Origin of the sequence: Aequorivita aurantiaca (genome assembly GCF_030410135.1) — a bacterium.
GTDB classification, from domain to species: domain Bacteria; phylum Bacteroidota; class Bacteroidia; order Flavobacteriales; family Flavobacteriaceae; genus Aequorivita; species Aequorivita aurantiaca.
The window spans coordinates 213147-233776 of sequence record NZ_JAUGQQ010000001.1; the positions used below are offsets into that span (position 1 = coordinate 213147).

Genomic DNA, 20630 nt, shown 5'->3' on the forward strand with positions numbered 1-20630 from the left:
GTTGGCTACAATAGCAATGTTTGTATCTTTAAGCGCAAAATATAATAAACATTATGAAAAATTTATTCCTTAAAATTCTCTTGCCCTGTATCATATTTTCATTTTTAATTGCGGACCTAAATGCACAGATTCTAAGTAGCCCCCAAATTGATAGTCTTGTTCAAAAAACAATGACAACATTCAACGTGCCGGGAATGGCGGTGGCGGTTTTGAAGGATGGAAAAATTTATCATAAAAATACTTACGGCGTCCGTTCCCTCAAAACGAATGCGCCCGTAAACGAAAATACTCTTTTTGGCGTGGCCTCCAACACCAAGGCATTTACCACAGCGGCTTTGGCCCAACTTATTGATAAGGGAAAGCTCACGTGGGATACAAAAGTAACGGATATAATTCCAGAATTTAAATTACACGACGCCTACGTTACCAGCGAATTTACCGTACGCGATTTGGTCACCCACCGCAGTGGTTTGGGCCTTGGCGCGGGCGATTTAATGGTTTTTCCCGCCAATAACACAACTACTAAAGAAGAAATGATACACAATCTCAGATATTTAAAACCTGTATCCTCCTTCCGAAGTAAATTTGATTACGACAACTTGCTATACATAGTTGCCGGGGAAATAGTTTCGAGGGTTTCGGGCGTTGATTTTGATACTTACATTTCACAAAACTTTTTTAAACCGCTTGGGATGAACCGCTCTTTTCTATCCATTCCACAAATTAAGGCAGACGAAAACAGAATTGATGGTCACGCCCCGGTGAATGGCAAACTGGAATTAACGGGTGATACCTTCACACAAATTGCAACTCCTGCGGGTGGTATTTATTCATCAATTAATGATATGAGTGTTTGGGTGCAAGCGCAACTGAATCACGGAAAATATGGGGCGCAACTAAAGGACAGCATTTTCAGTGAAAAGATGCATGGCGAAATGTGGTCGCCACAAACATTAATTAAAACCGGCAAAGGACCTTACAACACCCATTTTTCCGCCTATGGATTGGGGTGGTTTTTAAGTGATGTAAAAGGACATTTTCAGGTTACGCACACCGGAGGGCTTAATGGAATTGTCAGTCAAGTTACACTTATTCCAGAAATGCATCTCGGCATTATCGTACTCACAAACCAGCAAAGTGGCTCTGCGTTTACGGCAATTACAAACACCATAAAGGATGGATTTTTTGGCATTTCGGGGGAAGATAGAATTAAGCAATATAGTGAGCGAAGATTGGCAGGTGAAAAAGAAGAAGACAGCATAATTTCAGCCGTGGAAGAAACTATAGCGGCCCAATTAAAAAATAAAACACCGACGCCAAACCTAACAGATTATGTGGGAACGTATAATGACGTGTGGTTTGGAAATGTTATAATTAGCGCACAAAACGGAAAGCTAAATTTTAGGGCCGAAAAATCCAGCGATTTAACCGGAATAATGTCCTATTACAAAGGAACTACCTATGTGGTTCGCTGGAATGACGCCTCTTTAAAAGCCGATGCTTTCGTTAATTTTCGTTTGGATACGGAAGGAAAAGCTGAAGGATTTACAATGATCGGTATTTCCCCATTTATTGATTTCAGTTATAACTTTCAAGACTTGGAGTTCAGGCGCTCCAAATGATTGTTGGCCCAAAAAAAAATTAAATCCGCTGCCATTGGTCATTCAATAGCAGCGGATTTTTGAGTTTATTTGGTTTATTTCTGTTATACTTTTAAATTTCCGTGTTCCCCTAAGTCTGGTTCATTACCCGTTATCGCCCCTTGGGCCATTTTCAGTAAGGAAAGTACTTTTCCGTGTTTGGTATCCCAATAATGGGCCTCGTCAGGTTGAATTTTAATAGCGGTTATATTGGGATCGTCCACACCTTCAAACCAAGCATCATCCCCGCTGCCGTACAATTCCTTAATTCTGTTCCGATCCGTGCTAATGGTTGCACGACCGTACACAGTTAAAAATTCAAAATTGCCTTTATCGGCATAAATTAATTGGGTTTTGTTTTCCCTTTCAATATTTTGGTTGTGCTCACTGTTTTTATTGCTTAAAAACCAAATGTTTCCAGCTTCGTCAACTTCTTTGGTGCTCATGGGTACAACATGGAAGGGTTGATTATTCAAATCTGTGGCCATCATTGTATAATCGATTGATTCTGCCAAATCTTTTATTTTTTTGCGGGCTTCTTCGTTGCTTAGATTTTTTGTGCTCATAGTTTTTATTTTCAATATACTAAACATTCACACGGTGCACTTTTAAGAAAATCATAAAGTTTAAGACGAGCTGAAAATAATTCAACAAATCATATTTCTGATTCTTTTAATTTCTCCTAAGAATACATGTTATGCCCCTTTAAGTTCCTAAATTTGCAATTATGGAATTGGATATAGCAAAAAATATTCGCCCTGCACGCCCAGAGGATTATAATCAGGTGGCTCCACTGATAATACAGGCTATGGAGGATTTGGCCTGCACATTTGCCAATACGAAAAACTCTCAGGAAGCCATTCCGCTGTTCGAGCATTTTTTTCAGAAAAAATCCAATCAATATAGTTTTGAACATACCTTGGTTTTTGAAGAAACGGGCAAGATTTTGGGCTCCATTACATTTTATGATGGCGCCTTGTTATCCACCTATCGCAAACCATTTTTGGAATATATAGTTGAGAAATATAGGGTGGCAGAATTAAAAATTGACGATGAAACGGAGCCAAATGAAATATATATTGATACGGTAAGCGTTTCTCCCCATCACCAAGGCAAAGGAATTGGGAAGCAATTATTGGCTGCGGCAATTAATTGTGCAAAAAAAGATAGGCAAAAAAGAATAGGCCTATTGGTAGATTTCAATAATCCCGATGCAAAAAAACTTTATACTGCCCTTGGATTCCAAAGCAAAGGCCGCAAAAATCTTGGTAACTGCATTTACGAACATTTGCAGCTCGAGCTTTAGTTTTTCGTTTTAAACTAGGAAAAAAGTTGTTCCAAAACAGGAAGCGATTTTGGCTTTTGATAACCCTGCACATGAAAACTATAATAGGTCAGAATAAATTCCAGCAAATTGTGGCGCGCTGCCTTTGACAATTTTATGGAGTGCAACGATTCCAAATTTATTCCAAAGAACTTTTTGAAATTCTCAATCTGTTGGCCTTTCAAACAGTAGTTGCCGGTATCGGCCGACTGAAAATTGCCTTCCACAATATTGAAATAGGGCGCATCAATATTGGAGGCGTCCGGATAAAAACCGAAATGCATACTTAATTGCAACAAAAAGAAAATATGAAAATTGGACACGGCACTAGCTTGGTCCAACCACTGAAAGGAACTTTCCAAATAAGCGAAAAGTTCTGGATTGCTTTCCTCCTCACGAATGCAGTTTTTCAACATTTCAGACAAAAACAGAACGAGCCCTGACTTGATAATATCGGTATGCAGGGTTTGATATGGACGCCCTATTTTTGCCTCTTTAATATATTCCAACGTGCCTTTGTTTTTATGATCGGCAATTAGCTCCAATTGGGTCAGCGGCTGGAAATAGGAAGCCTTAAGTTTTCCATTTTTGGCTTTTAAAATATTGCGAAGCAAATAGGTTTTAATCCCGCTTACCTGGGTATAGCAAGTGACAATAAGATCGGCTTCAGAATATTTTATGGCAGAAAAAACAATGGCTTTGGTTGCAACGATCATTATCGGATAATCATAATTTTCGAAACCTTTGTTTCCGCACTATCATCGGTGGTCACCAACACTAAATAAACCCCGGAACGCACTTTGTATTTTCCAAATGCTGTGGTGTCCCACAAAACACTTCCCCCTTCGGAGGTTTCTTCAAAAACCAGACTTCCGTTAATGTCGGTAATTTTTACGTTTGCTCGGGCTGTAAGTCCATCAATGGTAACGTTGCCGTGGTAACCGGGGCGCACAGGATTTGGAAATGCGTGCAAATTTTCAAGATTATCATTGGGTGCAGTCGCGGTTCCCCTATAAGCCACCAAACCTTGGGTGGTAGCAAAATAAACAACTCCGCTGAAGGGGTCTATTGCGATATCCTGCACGTTGTTTGTTGGCAATGGGGAATTATCTATAGTGAATCGCAACAAGGTTTCCTGTCCATTCGCGGATAAATAGAATACACCGGCCGTGGCCGTTGCGATCCATTTATTGTTTGAGCCGTCCACTTCAATATCAGTGATGGATTGCTCATATAAAAGCTCTTGCGCAACACCGTTTTCTAAAATAATTATAGCCTGCGACTCTGGGGTAACTCCTTGTTCAAAAAAACTACCGGGGCTGTACAGAACGCGAAGGCCATTGAGTGTTCCAATCCAGAGTCTGTTTTGCGCATCGAACGCGAGCGCTCGAACCCCACTGGCGGGTAAATTGCCGGCACCGGCACCTTTTCCCAATTTATTGAAGGAGTCCGTCCGTGGATTGTAGCCAATAAGTCCGTTGCTATAAGAACCGAAAAAAATATTTCCCTCGCGACTAATTACCAATTTGGTTAAGGCCAACTCGCTAATAGGGTTTATGATATTGGATATGTCCACTTTTTGAAACTGGCCGTTTGGTGTTAATTTAATAAGTCCTTCATCTGTTTTACTTTGAAGAAACCAAAGATTGCCCTGATTGTCAAATTCAGAACCATATAACCGAATTCCAGCGTCCACTCCATTGATAATTGCCTTATCCAACCCGCTGTTGGTTTCATCATAAAGAATCGTTGGTGAATCATCCACAATTTTTAATAGTCCCTTTTCAAAAGAACTTATAAACACCTCGCTTTGGTTTGCGGGATTAATAGTTGCTTCTACCAAATCTGTGGGTTCTCCGCCCACCGCTGCGCTTAAATCCTCATATTGAATGTTATTCCAAAGAGTGTCCTTAAGATGGCTAATTCCAAAGCGGGATAGGGGGTATGGATTGAAATCGACATCCACTTCTCCAAAAGTAACCCATAATTCACCAGGGGCAGCATCCAATGCGAAAGGCCGATTTCTGATAGGTCCGTTTGGAAGGATTTGCGTGGGCTGTGAACTGCCGAAAGGAACGATCAAAAGGCCATCTTCCGCGGTTCCGAGATAGAAATTATTTCCGAAACTATTCCCAGAGAAAAGATCGAGCTCATAACCTTGAACATTGGTTATGGAAGATTGCTGCACAAAGCCTTCAGAATAAGCATGGATTGAATTTTTAGTGGTAATTGTCAATATATCGGCAGCAAGTCGGAATTTTTGCACTTGGGAACTGAAGGTTTGAACGATGGTCGTATTCCCTTGGGGCGTAAAGCGCAAAATAGCATTTGCGTTATTGGAAGCATAAAGCTCATTACCCAATTTTTCCATGGCCCTGTAACCTCCGCCCATTATAGTTGTCCAGTTTTGATAATCAATAAGATTGTTATCTGCCACGATTGCCCTGCGTATTCCATTAGTGGTACTTGCAGCAAAAATGTAAGGTTCTTGAACGGTGGTTTGAATTATATTGATTTGGCTTCCGCCATCACCAATAAAATAGGTGTCGCCAAATTCTAAAGCAGAAAGATCGAATACAGAAATTCCGTATTGGGTAGAGATGTAAAGATTGTTATTATATTCCTCGAAATTATTAATGCGTTTTCTGTCCGGTGGAATGGTTTGTTTTTCTAAAATGTCCACAACTTTAAGGATGTTTTCTTCGCCATCCTTTACAATTTCTATTAAGCCATTATCATATCCGATAACCAATAGTTGAAAAATCTCACTGTAATGAACCGTTGTTATGAAATTGCCGGACAATCCATTTATAGTTGATAAGGTTTCTATTTGTTGCGTAGAAAGGTCGTATTTGAAAACGGCATTTTCAGCGCCAACATAAACCTTATTGTTTCCCTGTGAAATATCTTTCACTGAAACAAATGAGAAATGGCCCCTCCACTTATCTTCAAAATTCTGTGCGTTGGCCAGAAAAGGAATTAATAGAAGAAAAGCAAATACCCACTGCTTCATATAAAAACTGTTTTTGTTTATTAACACGCTAAAATACTATTTATTGCCGAAGCTTTTAAAAGGCGAAGTACAAAATGGAAAAGAACGTGGCACAAAAGCAGAATCGGGATTCTGCGGGAAAAATTTTGGTTCCCTCTTTCTTTGTACTACGTTCTCTTGGTAAATTAATTTTTTGGGAAATTTTAAACCACGCCTTGGGCAAGCATAGCATCTGCCACCTTCACAAAGCCGGCAATATTGGCTCCTTTAACATAATCTACATATCCGTCACCATCTTTTCCGTATTGAACGCAGGCGTCATGAATGTCGTTCATAATGCCGTACAGTTTTTCGTCAACTTCTGATGCTGTCCAGCTTAAGCGTAAAGAGTTTTGCGACATTTCCAAACCTGAAGTGGCCACACCGCCGGCATTGGAAGCTTTTCCTGGTGCGAATAATATTTTCGCATTCTGAAATGCTGTAACTGCCTCCGGTGTGCAAGGCATATTAGCACCTTCACCCACGCAGAAACAACCATTTTTTAAAAGCATTTCAGCCTCATCGCCATTAAGTTCGTTCTGGGTTGCACAAGGAAGAGCAATGTCGCATTTCACCTCCCAAGGACGTTTTCCTTCAAAATATTTTGCACCTGTGTATTTTTCGGTATATTCTGAAATACGGCCTCGTTTTTCGTTTTTCAAATCCATCACGAAAGCAAGTTTTTCTTCGTTTATCCCTTCGGCATCATAAATATATCCCGCGGAATCTGAAAAGGTTATAACCTTTCCACCAAATTCCATTGCTTTTTGGGCGGCATATTGTGCCACGTTTCCGGAGCCGGAAACAACCACCGTTTTGCCTTTAAAGTTTTCTCCTTTTGTTTCCAACATATTTTTTACAAAATACACGTTGCCATAACCTGTTGCTTCTGGACGAATAAGCGACCCGCCGTATGAGCGGCCTTTTCCGGTGAAAACTCCAGTAAAATTATTTTGAATTCGCTTATATTGGCCGAACATAAATCCAACCTCGCGACCGCCAACACCAATATCTCCGGCGGGAACGTCAGTGTCCGGGCCAATATGCCTGTATAGTTCTGTGATGAAACTTTGGCAAAAGCGCATTACCTCATTATCACTCTTTCCTTTGGGGTCAAAATTAGATCCGCCCTTTCCGCCACCAAGGGGAAGCGTAGTCAGGCTATTCTTAAAAGTTTGTTCAAACCCTAAAAACTTCAAAATACTAAGGTTTACCGATGGGTGAAAACGCAAGCCGCCCTTATAAGGTCCAATGGCCGAATTGAATTGAATCCGATAGCCTTTGTTTACTTGTGTTTCACCTTTGTCATCCGTCCAAGGTACTCGGAAAATTATGGCGCGTTCAGGTTCCACCATCCGCTCCAACAATTTTTTGTTGGCATACTTTTCATTTTCTTCTATAAAAGGGATTACCGTTTCGGCAACTTCAGATACCGCCTGAAGAAATTCAGGTTCATTGGGATTGTTTTTTTCGACTTCAGAAATGAAATCCAGGATACTTTGCTTCATTGATTTTAGATTAATTTTACTTTTAGCGAATTCCCTAATTTTCAGCTCAATAAATTGTTCCTTTAATGAATATTCCCTAAGGGCTATCGGTAAAATAAACAAGAAATTAAACGTTTATATATGGAAGGCACAAATATAAGCGTTATGACAAAAACAGTGTGTAATTTTTTAACAAATAAGCTAAATAGTATTATTAAATTTCGCTGTTAAACATGTTTTTATATATTTGTTGTGTCTCAATCTAAACCCATTTTTATAATGAATACCAGAATTTTGCTAATGGTATTTTTCTTGTTGGTTTTTGCCAGGCAAGAAGTTTACAGCCAGTTTGGCTTTTCTCATGAAGTGGGTTTAATAACCGGTCCAGTAGTGTTCTATTCTGATTTTGGACAACGAAATAACTTTGAGACAAATGTAAAAAATGTGGGATTCGGAGTTGGCTTAATCCATTACCTCAATTTTTCATATCGAGCGGATTGTAATTGTTACACACGCGACACTTACTTTAATGATCACTTTAAAATCCGTAATGAGATTGACTATCACAAAACAAGTTTCGAGCATTTCGGACAGTGGGTAGAAGCTGACCAAACATCCTTATTCGCTGATCAACTACGCGCTATGAGCGGTTCTACCTCAGTTTTTGAAATTGGCTCACAATTGGAATATTTTCCTTTAAGCATTCGTGACTTTTCTGCTGGAGCATTTAAAATTGCACCTTTTATTAGTTTTGGTGTGCATTGGGTGAGTTACACCGCAGAAGTTGAATCTTCTCTAGGCCCTTTGAATACACCAATCTCCACTCCGGACAAATATTATAATGCATTTCAACAAGGCTCTGCCTCCACTTGGGCTATGGTGGGCAGCGTGGGTGTTCGGTATAAATTAACCCCAATGAGTGATTTAATGCTGGACAGTCGGTGGGAATATTATTTTTCAGATAATTTGGACGGCCTGAACCCAAGCCTTGAAAATAATGGAACAACGCCCGTTCCTGAAAATAAGGCTAATGAATGGATTTATTGGTTGAACATTGGCTACATATATTATATAGAATAAAAAAATTTGAAACCAATAAAAAAGGGTCGGCTTTTGTTGAAGTCGACCCTTTTTTATTGCTGTACTTTTTTAACCTATGGCCTGTTTCAGATCGGCAATCAAATCATCGGCATCTTCAATGCCCACGCTCAACCGAATCAACGAATCCACAACGCCAGTTTTTTCGCGTTCCTCTTTCGGAATGCTTGCATGCGTCATGCTCGCTGGATGCCCGGCAAGACTCTCGACACCGCCAAGGCTTTCCGCCAAGGTGAAGATTTTTAGGTTTTCAACAATTCTGATGGCCTCCTCATAATTGTTTCCTTTGGTTACAAACGAAATCATCCCGCCGAAATCCTTCATTTGTTCTTTCGCAATATTGTGGTTTGGATGGTTTTCAAAACCGGGCCAATACGCCTTTTCAATTTTAGGGTGGTTTGCCAAATATTCAGCAACCGCTTTCCCATTTTCGCAATGGCGTTGCATACGGATGTGTAGTGTTTTCAAGCCTCGCAAAACCAGAAAACTATCCTGGGGCCCACAAACTGCACCGCTCGCATTTTGAATGAAATATAGTTTTTTGGCAAGCTCTTTATCCTTTACTATTAAAGCTCCCATAACCACATCGCTGTGACCGCCCAAATATTTTGTGGCACTGTGCATCACAATATCGGCGCCCATATCAAGGGGTTGTTGCAAATATGGGGTAGCAAAAGTATTATCAACAGCAAGCAAAACGTTGTGCTTTTTCGCGATGGATGCTGCTTTTTTGATATCGATTATATTCATCATTGGGTTGGTTGGCGTTTCCACCCAAATCAATCTCGTTTTTTCGTTTACATACTCCTCAATATTATCAGCATTTTCCATTCCTATAAAGTGGAACTTAATTCCAAATCCCTCAAAAATCTTTGTGAACAAACGGTAGGAGCCGCCGTACAAATCATTGGTTGAAATCACTTCATCGCCAGGTTTCAATAATTTTATTACCGCATCAATCGCCGCAAGTCCACTTCCGAATGCAAGCCCGAATTCCCCATTTTCTATGCTGGCCAAAGCGCGTTCCAAAGCTGCCCGTGTGGGATTTCCGCTTCGCGAATATTCAAAGCCTTTGTGGCCGCCAGGCGTGGATTGTGAATAGGTGGACGTTTGATAAATAGGAGGCATCACCGAGCCATATGCAGGATCTACATTATGCTGGCCTCCGTGAATAGTTTTTGTGTTGAATTTCATAGATATTTGAAATTTTATAGGTTTACCAGCTATTCAAAAACTATACTTTGTGATTTAATATAACTTTCACAATAGCTGATTTTAAAGTTATTACTTTTGAATGTGCAAATGTAATAGTTTCATTTGTGATAGCTAACCTTCTATTCCTTTTAACGTATGAATAACAAAATAACGGTCGTGGCTTTGATTGCGCTCATTACCGTGGGTTGTGAGCGGGAGAAAAAGATTGAAATCTCTTCCGAAAGTTTCACCGAAAATGAACTTCCCATTTGCGAAAACAGTAACTGCCCAGAAATAACCATCAATTATGTGGAGGTATTTGGTGATCCGGAGATTTCCGAAAAAATAAATGGTAAAATAAAGAACTTTATTTTCACTTCCCTGCTTATGGGGGAAGATACCATTCCCACTGCAAAAACAATTCAAGAGGCGGCCACTGGTTTTGTAAAAAATTACAAGGAAGACAAAGCCCAGTTTCCGGATATGGCCGGGGAATATTTTGCCGAAATTTCCGTAACCGAAATTTATAGATCCGAGGAGCATATTTGTTTCGAGATACGCCAATACCTCTACACAGGCGGTGCCCACGGCTACGGAACTACTTCGTTTAAAAATATAGACCCGAAAACTGGTGAGGAAATTCCCTTTCAAAAATTATTTAAGGATAAAAAGGAATTTGCCACTTTTGCGGAAAAGAAGTTTCGCCATGAACAAAAAATCGCCCAGGAACAATCCATAAATGGAACGGGCTTTTGGTTTGAAAATGATAAATTCTATTTGCCCGAAAGCGTTGGTTTTACTCAGGACAGCATTATATTTGTTTACAACCAATACGATATTGCAAGCTACGCGGACGGCCCTATTGAACTAAAAATTGCAGTAGAAGAAGCAAAACCCTTTCTTCGTATTCATTAATTTTACAAGATGCAAAAAGTATATTATTTATCAACTTGCGATACCTGCAAAAGGGTGATGGAGGAAATTGAAATTCCGTCTTCATTTATTAAGCAGGATTTAAAGGTGCAGGGCATTACCGAACAAGAACTTGAGGAACTTTTCAATCTTACCGATAGTTATGAAATGCTTTTCAGCCGAAGGGCGAAGCTTTATCAGGAACGGAATTTAAAGGAAGACAAACTTCTGGAAGAGGATTTCAGGAATTTGCTTCTGGAGCATTATACTTTTCTGAAACGGCCCATAATCGTAAACAACGATAAAATTTTCATAGGCGGCAGCCCAAGCACCGTCGCTGCCGCCAAAAAATCCATTCACTCAAATTAATGGATAATCGTTTGTTGGCAATACTTGCCGCGACGGCCACCGAAACTATTTACGGCATTAATCACACCGTGGCAAAGGGGCTGATGCCGCACGTAATACAGCCGTTTGGATTTATTGTTTTGCGTGTAGGTGGGGCCGCATTGTTATTTTGGATCTTCAGCATTTTTGTAAAATCGGAAAAAATTGACCCAAAGGATTGGCTGCGGATTTTTGGCTGCGCCGTTTTTGGAATGGTGCTCAATATGCTGATGTTTTTTAAGGGCTTGAGCCTTTCAACCCCTATTAACAGTGCCGTTTCAATGACGATTACGCCCGTATTATTGTTGTTGCTCACCGCCATCATTTTGCGTGAGCGCATCACTTGGATTAAAACTTTAGGAATTTTTCTCGGCCTTTCCGGAGCTTTGGCGCTCATCCTTTTTCAGGAAAAAACCCAGAGCAATGCACCAAATATTCCGTTGGGGAATTTACTTTTCGTCATCAATGCAATTAGCTATGCATTTTATTTGATTTTGGTAAAACCTTTGGTCGCAAAATATAACGTTTTCACGCTGCTTAAATTTTTCTTTTTAATAGCCTTTTTTATAAACCTGCCCATTGGTTTTTCAGAAATTACCCAAGTGGAATGGACGCAGCTTAGCTTTTCAGAAATCGGACAAATTATCTTTGTAGTGGTGGCAACAACATTTTTAACTTATCTCTTCAATATTTTTGCGTTGAAACAATTAAGTCCGTCCACCGTGGGAGTTTTTATTTATTTGCAACCCGTGGTAGCTACTATTTTTGCAATTTTGGCCGGCGCAGATACGCTCAATGCAATTCGGGTGGGAGCGGCTTGTTTGATTTTTATGGGCGTTTTTCTTACCACCCGAAAACCCAAAAACCCCAATTTACCCCAAGAAATTTAACTACAAATCCTTCGGACGTTCGTTGTATTTACGAGTGTCTTCTTTTGTAAGGATTTTAAAATCGGCCGTTTTTTCCAAAGCTTCAAAATTATCAAAAAGCTCCTTTGGAAGGCCAACGAGTTTCCGTTCCTTCAAATCGATCCACCCGCCCATCATTTCGCAGCGGGCAAAGTTTTTCCCGTTTTCGTCATAAAAATTATGAAGAAACCGAAAGTACATTCCATCTTCTGAAATTCCCTTCAACTGAAGCGATACCCGCACAGGTTTACCCGGAAATACTTCACGGAAATAATACATATGCTCATAAAAAGCAACCGGTCCCAAATCATATTTGGAAAGCTGTTTTTGGTTCAACCCATTTTCCATCAAAAAACCCATTCGGGTGTGGCTCATATAATCAATATAGGCGCTGTTGCGCAAATGGCGGTTGGCATCAACATCACTCCAGCGTATTTCGAATTGTTTAATATACATCGTCAAATTTTTTCTACAAATTTAAAGTAACTTTGTTATGCAAGCATAGCAAATCTGTTTTGATTGTGTTAAAATTATTATCGGAAAATGCCTCTAATTCAAAGCCATTACAAACCAAAATTTCCCTTTAAAAATGGGCATTTCTCTACTATTTACTCGGCCAAACTTCGTCCTTCTCCAAAATTGGTGCAACAGCGGGAACGGCTCCAATTGCACGATGGAGATTTTATGGACATTGATTGGTCCTTCACCGAAAAGCCTTCGCGAAAAGTTGCAATCCTGCTTCATGGACTTGAAGGAAATGCGCAGCGAACCTATATAAAAGGGCAAGCAAAAACTTTAAATGAAAACGGCTGGGATGCGGCGGCGGTAAATTTTCGCGGCTGTAGTGGCGAGGCAAATCTTTCGTATCAATCCTATAACGCGGGAAAAACCGATGATTTGGAAGCGGTACTCAATTACATTTTAGAAAAATATGATTATTCAGAAATCGGTTTGATTGGTTTCAGTTTGGGTGGAAATTTACTTTTGAAATACTTGGGCGAACGCGAAACGTTTCCCAAAGAAATAAAAAAAGCTGTCGCTATTTCTACCCCGCTAAATTTGAAAGGTTCGTTGGAAGCTTTGAACCAATTTTACAATTGGGTTTACCGAAATTCCTTTTTGATAAATCTTCGGAAAAAATATAAAACCAAAATGAAGGATTTTCCCGAAAAAATGACGCTTTCAGATTATAAAAAAATAAAATCCCTTTTGGAATTCGACAACCTTTATACCGCCCCGGCCCACGGATTTAAAGATGCCTTTGATTATAACGAAAAGAACAGCAGCCTTCAATTTCTTCCGAATATAAAAATTCCCGTATTTATTTTGAACGCCAAAAACGACAGTTTTCTCTCCTCGGAATGTTACCCCACGGAATTGGCCTCTAAAATGAAAACTCTACAGCTCGAAATTCCAAAATACGGCGGCCACGTGGGTTTTCATCAAACCAATAAATTGTTTTACAGCGAAAAACGTGCGCTTCAATTTTTAAATGAATAATTCAGTTATATTCCCTCTCACCTCGCATTCACAACCTACCACCTAATTTTCTTACCTTTGCGCTTCAATAAATCAGGAATATGATCCAATCCATGACGGGCTACGGCAAAGAAGTTGTCCAGCTTCCTTCCAAAACCATTACCATCGAAATAAAATCGCTCAACAGCAAAGGCCTCGACCTCAACACGCGCGTGCCTTCCGCTTATCGTGAAAAAGAACTCGAAATCCGGGATTTACTGGCGAAAAAACTGCAACGCGGAAAGGTGGATTTTTCACTTTATATTGAAGTAACGGGCGAGGAAGTTTCAACCCAACTTAATGAGAATGTTGTAAAACAGTACATAAAGCAATTGGCGAATGTAGTAAATGGCGATCCCGTGGAGCTTTTAAAAATGGCCGTTCGCATGCCGGATGCATTAAAAACCGAGCGCGAGGAAATTGACGAAACAGAATACGAAGCTATTCTAAAAGGAATGGACCAAGCCTTGGAAGCCATCAATAAATATAGAACCGACGAAGGTTTGGTTTTGGAAAATGATTTCTTGGAACGGACTAAAACTATTTCGAAATTGCTGAATGATGTGGTTGCCATAGATCCCGAACGTATGACGGCGTTAAAAGATCGCCTTCGCAAAGCTGTGTCGGAATTAAAGGAAAAAGTGGACGAAAACCGTTTTGAGCAGGAATTGATTTATTATCTCGAAAAATACGATATCACCGAAGAAAAAGTTCGCCTTAAAAATCATTTGGAATATTTTGAGCAATCATTGAATTCACACGATTCCAACGGGAAAAAATTAGGATTTATCACGCAAGAAATTGGGCGGGAAATCAATACAATCGGCAGCAAGGCAAACTATGCGCCGATGCAGCAAGTTGTAGTGCAAATGAAGGATGAGCTCGAAAAAATTAAGGAACAAGCCCTAAATGTTTTATAGATGGAGGGAGGAAGATTGATAGTGTTTTCGGCACCTTCGGGAAGCGGCAAAACTACAATTGTGCAGCATTTGCTGAAACAGGAAGATTTGAATCTTGAATTTTCAGTTTCGTGCACTTCTCGCGAGCCGCGGGGCGACGAACGCCACGGCGAAAATTACTATTTCATTTCGCTGAAAGATTTTAAGCAGCATATAAAAAATGGGGATTTTTTGGAGTGGGAGGAAGTGTATCGCGATAATTTTTACGGCACTTTAAAAAGTGAGGTAGAACGTATTTGGAGCCGCGGGAAGAATGTGATTTTTGATATAGACGTAGTTGGAGGACTTCGCATAAAAAAGAAATTTCCTGAAAAAACCTTGGCGGTTTTCGTAAAACCCCCGAGTATTGACGAGCTTAAAATTCGCCTTAAAAAACGCAAGACCGAAAGTGAGGACCGCATTAATATGCGTATTGCAAAAGCTTCGGTTGAACTTGCAACCGCCCCACAATTTGATATCATTATAGAAAACCACAATTTAGAAATCGCCCTAAAAGAGGCGCACGATTTAGTTGAGGATTTTATAAAAGTAAAGTAAATGTCATAAACTCACCGACCCATCGATACTTCGGCAAAAAAAATAGGACTATACTTCGGCACCTTCAATCCCATTCACGTTGGGCATTTGATAATTGCCAATCACATGGTGGAATTCAGCGATTTGGATGAAGTATGGTTTGTGGTCACGCCCCACAATCCGCTAAAAAAGAAAAAAACTCTATTGGAAGATTACCACCGTTTGGCAATGGTTCGAATTGCTGTGGAAAACTATCCAAAACTAAAGGCTAGCAATGTGGAGTTTGATCTTCCGCAGCCTAATTATACGGTGAATACCTTGGCTCATTTGGAGGAAAAATATCCCGGACAAAATTTTTGTTTGATAATGGGCGAAGACAACTTAATAGGGCTTCCAAAATGGAAAAACTATGAAGTGATTCTCAACAGATATTCAATCTATGTTTATCCCAGAATTTCGGAAGACATACCCCTAAAACCGCTTACAGAGGGGAAGCTTCGTATAACTATTGTTGATGCGCCAATAATTGAACTTTCTTCAACATTCATCCGCAACGGAATTAAAAGAGGAAAAAATATAAAGCCCATGCTTTCAGCGGAGGTTTGGAAATATTTGGATGAGATGAATTTTTATAAATGAAAACCGCCCCACCAAACTAACACTTGGGGAGCGGCCTCAACTAAATAACCAACCAAAATCATTGAAATTTTTTTTAGGATAGGAACAACCCTCTTCAATAATTAATCCAATAACGTCCCAAAGCGGTTAAAGATTGTGTGCTAATTCTTAAATTCCACTGTTAAAACTTTTCCGAAGGAAATGTGTACTTTTGGAGAAATAAAAAAGATTGAATGTCAGAAAAACCAAAGTTTGCGGTATTTGGCGGCGGAAGCTGGGCAACGGCAATTGTGAAAATGCTCTGCGAAAACCTCGATGAAGTTTGCTGGTATATGCGAAGCAAGCAAGCAGTAGATTTTATTAAAAAGCACGGCCACAACCCGAATTATCTCAGCTCGGTGGAGTTTAACCTGAAGCAATTGAAGCTTAGTAACGATATTAATGAAACGGTTTCCTGCGCCGATTATCTGATTTTTGTAATTCCTTCCGCATTTCTTCATCAGGAACTTGAAAAACTGAATGTTACTTTGGAAGACAAAATAGTTTTTTCGGCTATCAAAGGAATCGTTCCCGAAACCAGCCTGATTGTTGGCGACCATTTCAATACTTATTATAAAGTGCCATTCAATAATATTGGCGTTATTTCTGGTCCCTGCCATGCGGAAGAAGTAGCATTGGAGCGGCTTTCCTATTTAACTATTGCGAGTGCTGACGCGGAAAAGGCAAAGCGCCTTGCAGCCGAGTTAAGTAGCGAATATATAAAGTGTAATATCAGCGACGATGTTTTGGGCACCGAATATGCCGCGATGTTGAAAAATATATATGCAGTTGCCGCAGGAATCGCCCACGGTTTGGGATATGGCGACAACTTTCAAAGTGTGTTGATGAGCAATGCCATCCGCGAGATGAAAAAATATGTGAAAAAAGTCCACAAAATGAAGCGCGACATCAATGACTCTGCTTATTTGGGCGATCTTTTGGTTACGGGATATTCCATTTTTAGTCGAAATCGTTTATTCGGAACCATGATTGGCAAAGGGTATACTGTGAAAAGTGCGCAAATGGAACTAAGCCAAATAGCCGAAGGATATTATGCCACAAAAAGTGCCTATAAATTGAATCAGCAAAAAGGTAAGAAAAAAGCCAAAACTCCAATTATTGATGCGGTTTATGAAATTCTCTACGAGAATAAAGATCCAAAAAAGACCTTTAAAAAATTGACCGACAAATTGGATTAAAAAAAATCCCCGCTATACTTAGCGGGGATTTTTTATTTACTGTTTTATGTCTTTATTTATATTTTCCGGCAATTCTTCATAGCCCATATTGTAAAGGGTAAATCCAAAAATATCGGCATACTGTTCAATCGTTTTGCTCACCGGAGTTCCTGCGCCGTGGCCGGCGTCGGTTTCAATTCTAATTAATACAGGATTGTTTCCGGCTTGTTTCGATTGTAGTTCGGCCGCAAATTTAAAACTGTGTGCCGGCACTACTCTGTCGTCGTGATCGCCTGTGGTAATCAATGTTGCGGGATATTCCACGCCTTCCTTCACATTGTGCAATGGCGAATATCCTTTTAAATATTCAAACATTTCCTTGCTATCTTCAGCCGTTCCATAATCATAAGCCCAACCCGCGCCAGCGGTAAAAGTATGATAGCGAAGCATATCCAAAACGCCTACTGCGGGAAGTGCTACCTTCACTAAATCTGGCCTTTGCGTCATCGTAGCGCCCACAAGCAGACCGCCGTTGGAACCTCCACGAATCGCTAAATAATCCCTTGAAGTATAATTTTTTTCAATCAAATATTCGGCAGCGGCAATAAAATCATCAAACACGTTTTGCTTTTGCATTTTGGTTCCCGCATTGTGCCATTTCTTGCCGTATTCGCCACCGCCACGAAGATTAGGCACTGCATAAATTCCTCCCTGTTCCATCCACACTGCATTTGCGATACTGAAACCGGGGGTTAAGCTGATGTTGAAACCACCATAGCCGTAAAGGATTGTTGGATTTTTCCCGTCCATTTTCAACCCTTTTTTATGGGTAATAATCATCGGAATTTTTGTCCCGTCCTTCGAATTATAGAAAACTTGATGGCTTTCGAAATTTTCTGGGTTGAAATCTATTTCCGGTTTAATGAATAGTGTCGATTTTCCGCTGGCAATATCATATTTATAAATGCTTCCCGGAGTAACATAGTTGGTAAAGGAATAATAAAGTTCCCTTTCCTCCTTTTTCGCACTAAAACCGGCTGCGGAACCAACGCCCGGAAGTTCAACTTCGCGGATAAGTTTTCCGTCGTAATCATATTGCAATACTTTTGAAACCGCATCTACCATATAATTGGCAAAAATATTTCCTCCTCCGGTCCCGGGCGAAAGCACGTTTTCGGTTTCGGGAATAAAGTCTTTCCAATTCTCGGGAGTTGGGTTTTCGGCATCAACGGTTACCACCTTTTTATTCGGCGCATCCATATTGGTAACGATATAAAGTTTGGAACCAACATTTTCAAGGACAAAGGAATCGGTATCGGTATTGTCCAAAATAGTGACGAATTTTGAATTCGGCTTGGTCAAATCCTTTATGAGAAGTTTATTCCCCGAAGTAGAAACACTGGGGCTTAAAATTAAATAGCGGTTGTCCTCGGTAACCTTTGCGCCAATGTAGCGGTGCTTTTCTTCCGCAGTTGCACCAAAAATAAGTTGATCCTGACTTTGCGGAGTTCCCATTTTATGGTAAAAAACTTTATGCTGGTCTGTTTTTGCAGAAAGCTCGCTGCCTTTAGGTTTGTCGTAACTTGAGTAATAAAAACCTTCCTCACCTTTCCACGAAAGTCCGCTGAATTTTATATCCTTTAACGTATCTCCCATAATTTCCTTGGTTTCGGTATTCATCACCAAAACCTTGCGCCAATCGCTTCCGCCTTCGGAAATACTGTATGCCAATTTACTACCATCTTTGGAAAAGCTTGTTTCACCCAAGGAAATGGTGCCGTCTTCCTTAAACGTGTTGGGATCCAAAAATACTTCCGCAGTTTCGGGATCGTCGCCGGTTTTATAGCGATACAAAACATATTGGTTTTGCAAGCCATCATTTTTGTAGAAATAAGTATAATCGCCCTCCTTAAATGGGGCACTCACTTTTTCATAATTCCACAAATCGGAAAGGCGTTGTTTCAACTCTTCACGGAAAGGAATTTTTTCCAAATATCCAAAGGTCACTTCGTTTTCAGCCTTTACCCATTCGGCAGTTTCCGCACTACGGTCATCTTCAAGCCAACGGTAGGGATCGTTTACATCAACACCAAAATATGTATCGGTTGTGTCAACTTTTTTTGTCTGCGGATACGTCATGGAAACTACTTCTTTTTTAGATTCTTCTTTACAGCCTGCCAGCATAAGTACTAAAATTGCGGGAACAATTGAAAATTTCATAGGTTTAAATTTTAAGATTGTAAATGTACTATTTTTAAGTCAATGTAAAATATTCAGAAAAGCAAAAGGCCTCCGAATTGGAAGCCTAAAATTTTGTTTGGAAATTATCGATATCAGTGGAAAAGTGGTCGGTAAACTTTCCAATGTTTATAGATAAGTACGGCATTTAAAATTACTATTACCAAGGCAACAAGTAGTCCCGGGGTATCTAAAAATAAATGGAAAAGCAAGATATTCACGGTAATGGGCGCCAATAAAATTAGGGCAAACGAAACCCATTTGTTGAATAGCAATAGAATGCCGATAAGAATTTCAAATATTCCGATTACTTTCAAAATATAACCGGTCTCGCTGAGTGAATCTATAAAAATCGCGGCCTCCCCAGTATAAATATGGGTGGGCATAATGTTGAAGGCAATCAACTTTGTCACTCCAAAAAATATCAAACCCAAGCCTAAAACGATCCTTAGGATTTTAGTAAATGTTGAATTCATAAGCTGAGGTATAGGTTAATTCTTAAAGATAATGAAAAATAAAAAACGCACCTCGGATAAAAGTGCGTTTTTTTAACAATTATTTTAATTAATTGATATGTTCCGGAGCTGATTAAACTAATCCATTATCCATTAAATATTCAGCAATTTGAACTGCATTTGTGGCAGCTCCCTTCCGTAGGTTGTCGCTAACTATCCACATGTTTAAAGTATTCGGCTGCGTTTCATCACGACGGATCCTGCCCACGAAAACATCGTCTTTATCGTGTGCGTACATCGGCATTGGGTAGGTGTTGGTTTGCGGGTTGTCCTGCACCACAATTCCTGGAGTGTCATGTAAAATCCGTCTAACTTCACCCAAATCGAAATCATTTTCAAACTGAACATTTACAGCCTCGCTGTGTCCGCCCGCAGTGGGAATGCGCACAGCGGTTGCGGTTACCGAAAAACTTTTGTCATCCAAAATTTTTTGTGGCTCGCGGGCGAGTTTCATCTCTTCTTTTGTGTACCCATTTTCCTCAAAAACATCGCAGTGCGGCAGTGCATTTTTATGGATCGGGTATGGATAGGCCATTTCACCTTTCACTCCCGCCATTTCATTTTCCATTTGCTGCACCGCTTTTAATCCAGTTCCGGAAACGGATTGGTAAGTAGAAACAACAACCCTTTTCATTTTATATTTTCTGTGAAGCGGCGCCAATGCCATGACCAATTGAATGGTGGAGCAATTTGGGTTCGCAATTATTTTGTCCTCCTTGGTTAATAAATGGGCGTTGATTTCGGGAACGATAAGCTTCTTATCGGCTTCCATTCGCCACGCCGATGAATTATCGATTACGGTAGTTCCAACTTCGGCAAATTTTGGCGCCCACTCCAACGAGGTGTTTCCGCCAGCGGAAAAGATTGCGATGGTTGGTTTTGCGGCAATTGCATCATTTAACCCAATTACTTTATGGTTTTTTCCTTTAAAGGAAATTTCCTTTCCCACAGATTTTTCCGAAGCTACCAAAAGCAATTCATCAATCGGAAAGTTGCGTTCTTTCAGCACTTTCAACATAACTTCGCCAACCATTCCGGTGGCGCCAACCAAAGCTAATTTCATCCTTA

20 protein-coding genes are annotated in these 20630 nt (G+C 40.1%); 11 read left to right on the forward strand and 9 right to left on the reverse strand.

What is annotated here, in order from left to right:
- Nucleotides 1–53 precede the first annotated feature (53 nt).
- A complete protein-coding gene (locus QRD02_RS01035; protein WP_290253038.1) occupies nucleotides 54–1622 on the forward strand; it encodes a serine hydrolase in 1569 nt (522 codons plus the stop codon).
- Nucleotides 1623–1705: 83 nt separating this feature from the next.
- Here QRD02_RS01035 and QRD02_RS01040 read toward each other — a convergent pair whose 3' ends face one another.
- Nucleotides 1706–2206: a pyridoxamine 5'-phosphate oxidase family protein gene (locus QRD02_RS01040; protein ID WP_290253039.1), complete on the reverse strand. Its 501-nt coding sequence runs from the start codon at nucleotides 2204–2206 to the stop codon at nucleotides 1706–1708.
- Between the two features lie 161 nt (nucleotides 2207–2367).
- On the opposite strand from QRD02_RS01040, the gene QRD02_RS01045 reads away from it, so the two are divergent.
- Nucleotides 2368–2946, forward strand: a complete 579-nt coding sequence (locus tag QRD02_RS01045) for a GNAT family N-acetyltransferase (protein WP_290253040.1) — start codon at nucleotides 2368–2370, stop codon at nucleotides 2944–2946.
- Nucleotides 2947–2960: 14 nt separating this feature from the next.
- Here QRD02_RS01045 and recO read toward each other — a convergent pair whose 3' ends face one another.
- The 3 genes from recO to gdhA all read right to left on the reverse strand — a co-directional run bounded on the left by recO (nucleotide 2961) and on the right by gdhA (nucleotide 7503).
- On the reverse strand, nucleotides 2961–3680 hold the full coding sequence (gene recO / locus QRD02_RS01050) for a DNA repair protein RecO (protein WP_290253041.1): 720 nt from the start codon (nucleotides 3678–3680) through the stop codon (nucleotides 2961–2963).
- Nucleotides 3680–5977: a type IX secretion system anionic LPS delivery protein PorZ gene (porZ, locus tag QRD02_RS01055; RefSeq protein WP_290253042.1), complete on the reverse strand. Its 2298-nt coding sequence runs from the start codon at nucleotides 5975–5977 to the stop codon at nucleotides 3680–3682. Before porZ ends, recO begins: the two co-directional genes overlap by 1 nt.
- A 182-nt stretch (nucleotides 5978–6159) precedes the next feature.
- Nucleotides 6160–7503, reverse strand: coding sequence for an NADP-specific glutamate dehydrogenase (gene gdhA, locus QRD02_RS01060; RefSeq protein ID WP_290253043.1), 1344 nt, complete (start codon nucleotides 7501–7503; stop codon nucleotides 6160–6162).
- A 258-nt stretch (nucleotides 7504–7761) separates the two neighbouring features.
- Here gdhA and QRD02_RS01065 point away from each other — a divergent pair, with 258 nt between their 5' ends.
- A complete protein-coding gene (locus QRD02_RS01065) occupies nucleotides 7762–8562 on the forward strand; it encodes a THC0290_0291 family protein (protein WP_290253044.1) in 801 nt (266 codons plus the stop codon).
- Nucleotides 8563–8631: 69 nt separating this feature from the next.
- Here QRD02_RS01065 and QRD02_RS01070 read toward each other — a convergent pair whose 3' ends face one another.
- A complete protein-coding gene (locus tag QRD02_RS01070) occupies nucleotides 8632–9774 on the reverse strand; it encodes a cystathionine gamma-synthase (RefSeq protein ID WP_290253045.1) in 1143 nt (380 codons plus the stop codon).
- A 156-nt stretch (nucleotides 9775–9930) separates the two neighbouring features.
- Here QRD02_RS01070 and QRD02_RS01075 point away from each other — a divergent pair, with 156 nt between their 5' ends.
- Genes QRD02_RS01075 through QRD02_RS01085 form a run of 3 tightly spaced genes read left to right on the forward strand, consistent with a single transcriptional unit; the run spans nucleotide 9931 to nucleotide 11963 of the window.
- Nucleotides 9931–10689: a DUF3298 and DUF4163 domain-containing protein gene (locus QRD02_RS01075; protein ID WP_290253046.1), complete on the forward strand. Its 759-nt coding sequence runs from the start codon at nucleotides 9931–9933 to the stop codon at nucleotides 10687–10689.
- 9 nt (nucleotides 10690–10698) lie between these two features.
- Complete coding sequence (locus tag QRD02_RS01080) at nucleotides 10699–11055, forward strand: arsenate reductase family protein (RefSeq protein ID WP_290253047.1); 357 nt, start codon at nucleotides 10699–10701, stop codon at nucleotides 11053–11055.
- Entirely contained in the window at nucleotides 11055–11963 is a 909-nt protein-coding gene (locus QRD02_RS01085) for a DMT family transporter (RefSeq protein ID WP_290253048.1), read from the forward strand. Before QRD02_RS01080 ends, QRD02_RS01085 begins: the two co-directional genes overlap by 1 nt.
- On the opposite strand, the gene QRD02_RS01090 is transcribed toward QRD02_RS01085, so the two are convergent.
- Nucleotides 11964–12437, reverse strand: a complete 474-nt coding sequence (locus tag QRD02_RS01090) for an acyl-CoA thioesterase (protein ID WP_290253049.1) — start codon at nucleotides 12435–12437, stop codon at nucleotides 11964–11966.
- A gap of 87 nt (nucleotides 12438–12524) precedes the next feature.
- Here QRD02_RS01090 and QRD02_RS01095 point away from each other — a divergent pair, with 87 nt between their 5' ends.
- The 5 genes from QRD02_RS01095 to QRD02_RS01115 all read left to right on the forward strand — a co-directional run bounded on the left by QRD02_RS01095 (nucleotide 12525) and on the right by QRD02_RS01115 (nucleotide 16830).
- Nucleotides 12525–13481 (forward strand): YheT family hydrolase, encoded by a 957-nt coding sequence (locus QRD02_RS01095; RefSeq protein WP_290253050.1) that lies wholly within the window; start codon nucleotides 12525–12527, stop codon nucleotides 13479–13481.
- 80 nt (nucleotides 13482–13561) lie between these two features.
- Entirely contained in the window at nucleotides 13562–14419 is an 858-nt protein-coding gene (locus QRD02_RS01100; RefSeq protein WP_290253051.1) for a YicC/YloC family endoribonuclease, read from the forward strand.
- The gene (gmk, locus tag QRD02_RS01105) at nucleotides 14420–14995 is read left to right on the forward strand and encodes a guanylate kinase (protein WP_290253052.1); all 576 of its coding nucleotides are present in this window, start codon (nucleotides 14420–14422) and stop codon (nucleotides 14993–14995) included. It abuts the gene before it with no gap.
- A gap of 21 nt (nucleotides 14996–15016) precedes the next feature.
- Nucleotides 15017–15613, forward strand: a complete 597-nt coding sequence (gene nadD, locus QRD02_RS01110) for a nicotinate (nicotinamide) nucleotide adenylyltransferase (protein WP_290253478.1) — start codon at nucleotides 15017–15019, stop codon at nucleotides 15611–15613.
- A 212-nt stretch (nucleotides 15614–15825) separates the two neighbouring features.
- Nucleotides 15826–16830, forward strand: coding sequence for an NAD(P)H-dependent glycerol-3-phosphate dehydrogenase (locus QRD02_RS01115; protein ID WP_290253053.1), 1005 nt, complete (start codon nucleotides 15826–15828; stop codon nucleotides 16828–16830).
- A gap of 36 nt (nucleotides 16831–16866) precedes the next feature.
- Here the strand turns inward: QRD02_RS01115 and QRD02_RS01120 are convergent, their stop codons facing one another.
- From QRD02_RS01120 to QRD02_RS01130, 3 genes are all read right to left on the reverse strand, one after another.
- A complete protein-coding gene (locus QRD02_RS01120) occupies nucleotides 16867–18993 on the reverse strand; it encodes a prolyl oligopeptidase family serine peptidase (RefSeq protein ID WP_435373014.1) in 2127 nt (708 codons plus the stop codon).
- A gap of 149 nt (nucleotides 18994–19142) precedes the next feature.
- Entirely contained in the window at nucleotides 19143–19523 is a 381-nt protein-coding gene (locus QRD02_RS01125) for a DoxX protein (protein WP_290253055.1), read from the reverse strand.
- A gap of 112 nt (nucleotides 19524–19635) precedes the next feature.
- Nucleotides 19636–20625, reverse strand: a complete 990-nt coding sequence (locus QRD02_RS01130) for an aspartate-semialdehyde dehydrogenase (RefSeq protein ID WP_290253056.1) — start codon at nucleotides 20623–20625, stop codon at nucleotides 19636–19638.
- Between the last annotated feature and the right edge of the window lie 5 nt (nucleotides 20626–20630).

Coding starts and splice junctions, on each gene's coding strand:
- QRD02_RS01070 (WP_290253045.1), bottom strand. CDS start 9,774: ATGAAATTCAACACAAAAACTATTCACGGAGGCCAGCATAATGTAGAT.
- QRD02_RS01045 (WP_290253040.1), top strand. CDS start 2,368: ATGGAATTGGATATAGCAAAAAATATTCGCCCTGCACGCCCAGAGGAT.
- QRD02_RS01040 (WP_290253039.1), bottom strand. CDS start 2,206: ATGAGCACAAAAAATCTAAGCAACGAAGAAGCCCGCAAAAAAATAAAA.
- gmk (WP_290253052.1), top strand. CDS start 14,420: ATGGAGGGAGGAAGATTGATAGTGTTTTCGGCACCTTCGGGAAGCGGC.
- QRD02_RS01075 (WP_290253046.1), top strand. CDS start 9,931: ATGAATAACAAAATAACGGTCGTGGCTTTGATTGCGCTCATTACCGTG.
- QRD02_RS01090 (WP_290253049.1), bottom strand. CDS start 12,437: ATGTATATTAAACAATTCGAAATACGCTGGAGTGATGTTGATGCCAAC.
- QRD02_RS01085 (WP_290253048.1), top strand. CDS start 11,055: ATGGATAATCGTTTGTTGGCAATACTTGCCGCGACGGCCACCGAAACT.
- gdhA (WP_290253043.1), bottom strand. CDS start 7,503: ATGAAGCAAAGTATCCTGGATTTCATTTCTGAAGTCGAAAAAAACAAT.
- QRD02_RS01120 (WP_435373014.1), bottom strand. CDS start 18,993: ATGCTGGCAGGCTGTAAAGAAGAATCTAAAAAAGAAGTAGTTTCCATG.
- QRD02_RS01035 (WP_290253038.1), top strand. CDS start 54: ATGAAAAATTTATTCCTTAAAATTCTCTTGCCCTGTATCATATTTTCA.
- porZ (WP_290253042.1), bottom strand. CDS start 5,977: ATGAAGCAGTGGGTATTTGCTTTTCTTCTATTAATTCCTTTTCTGGCC.
- recO (WP_290253041.1), bottom strand. CDS start 3,680: ATGATCGTTGCAACCAAAGCCATTGTTTTTTCTGCCATAAAATATTCT.
- QRD02_RS01100 (WP_290253051.1), top strand. CDS start 13,562: ATGATCCAATCCATGACGGGCTACGGCAAAGAAGTTGTCCAGCTTCCT.
- QRD02_RS01130 (WP_290253056.1), bottom strand. CDS start 20,625: ATGAAATTAGCTTTGGTTGGCGCCACCGGAATGGTTGGCGAAGTTATG.
- QRD02_RS01115 (WP_290253053.1), top strand. CDS start 15,826: ATGTCAGAAAAACCAAAGTTTGCGGTATTTGGCGGCGGAAGCTGGGCA.
- QRD02_RS01125 (WP_290253055.1), bottom strand. CDS start 19,523: ATGAATTCAACATTTACTAAAATCCTAAGGATCGTTTTAGGCTTGGGT.
- QRD02_RS01065 (WP_290253044.1), top strand. CDS start 7,762: ATGAATACCAGAATTTTGCTAATGGTATTTTTCTTGTTGGTTTTTGCC.
- QRD02_RS01095 (WP_290253050.1), top strand. CDS start 12,525: ATGCCTCTAATTCAAAGCCATTACAAACCAAAATTTCCCTTTAAAAAT.
- QRD02_RS01080 (WP_290253047.1), top strand. CDS start 10,699: ATGCAAAAAGTATATTATTTATCAACTTGCGATACCTGCAAAAGGGTG.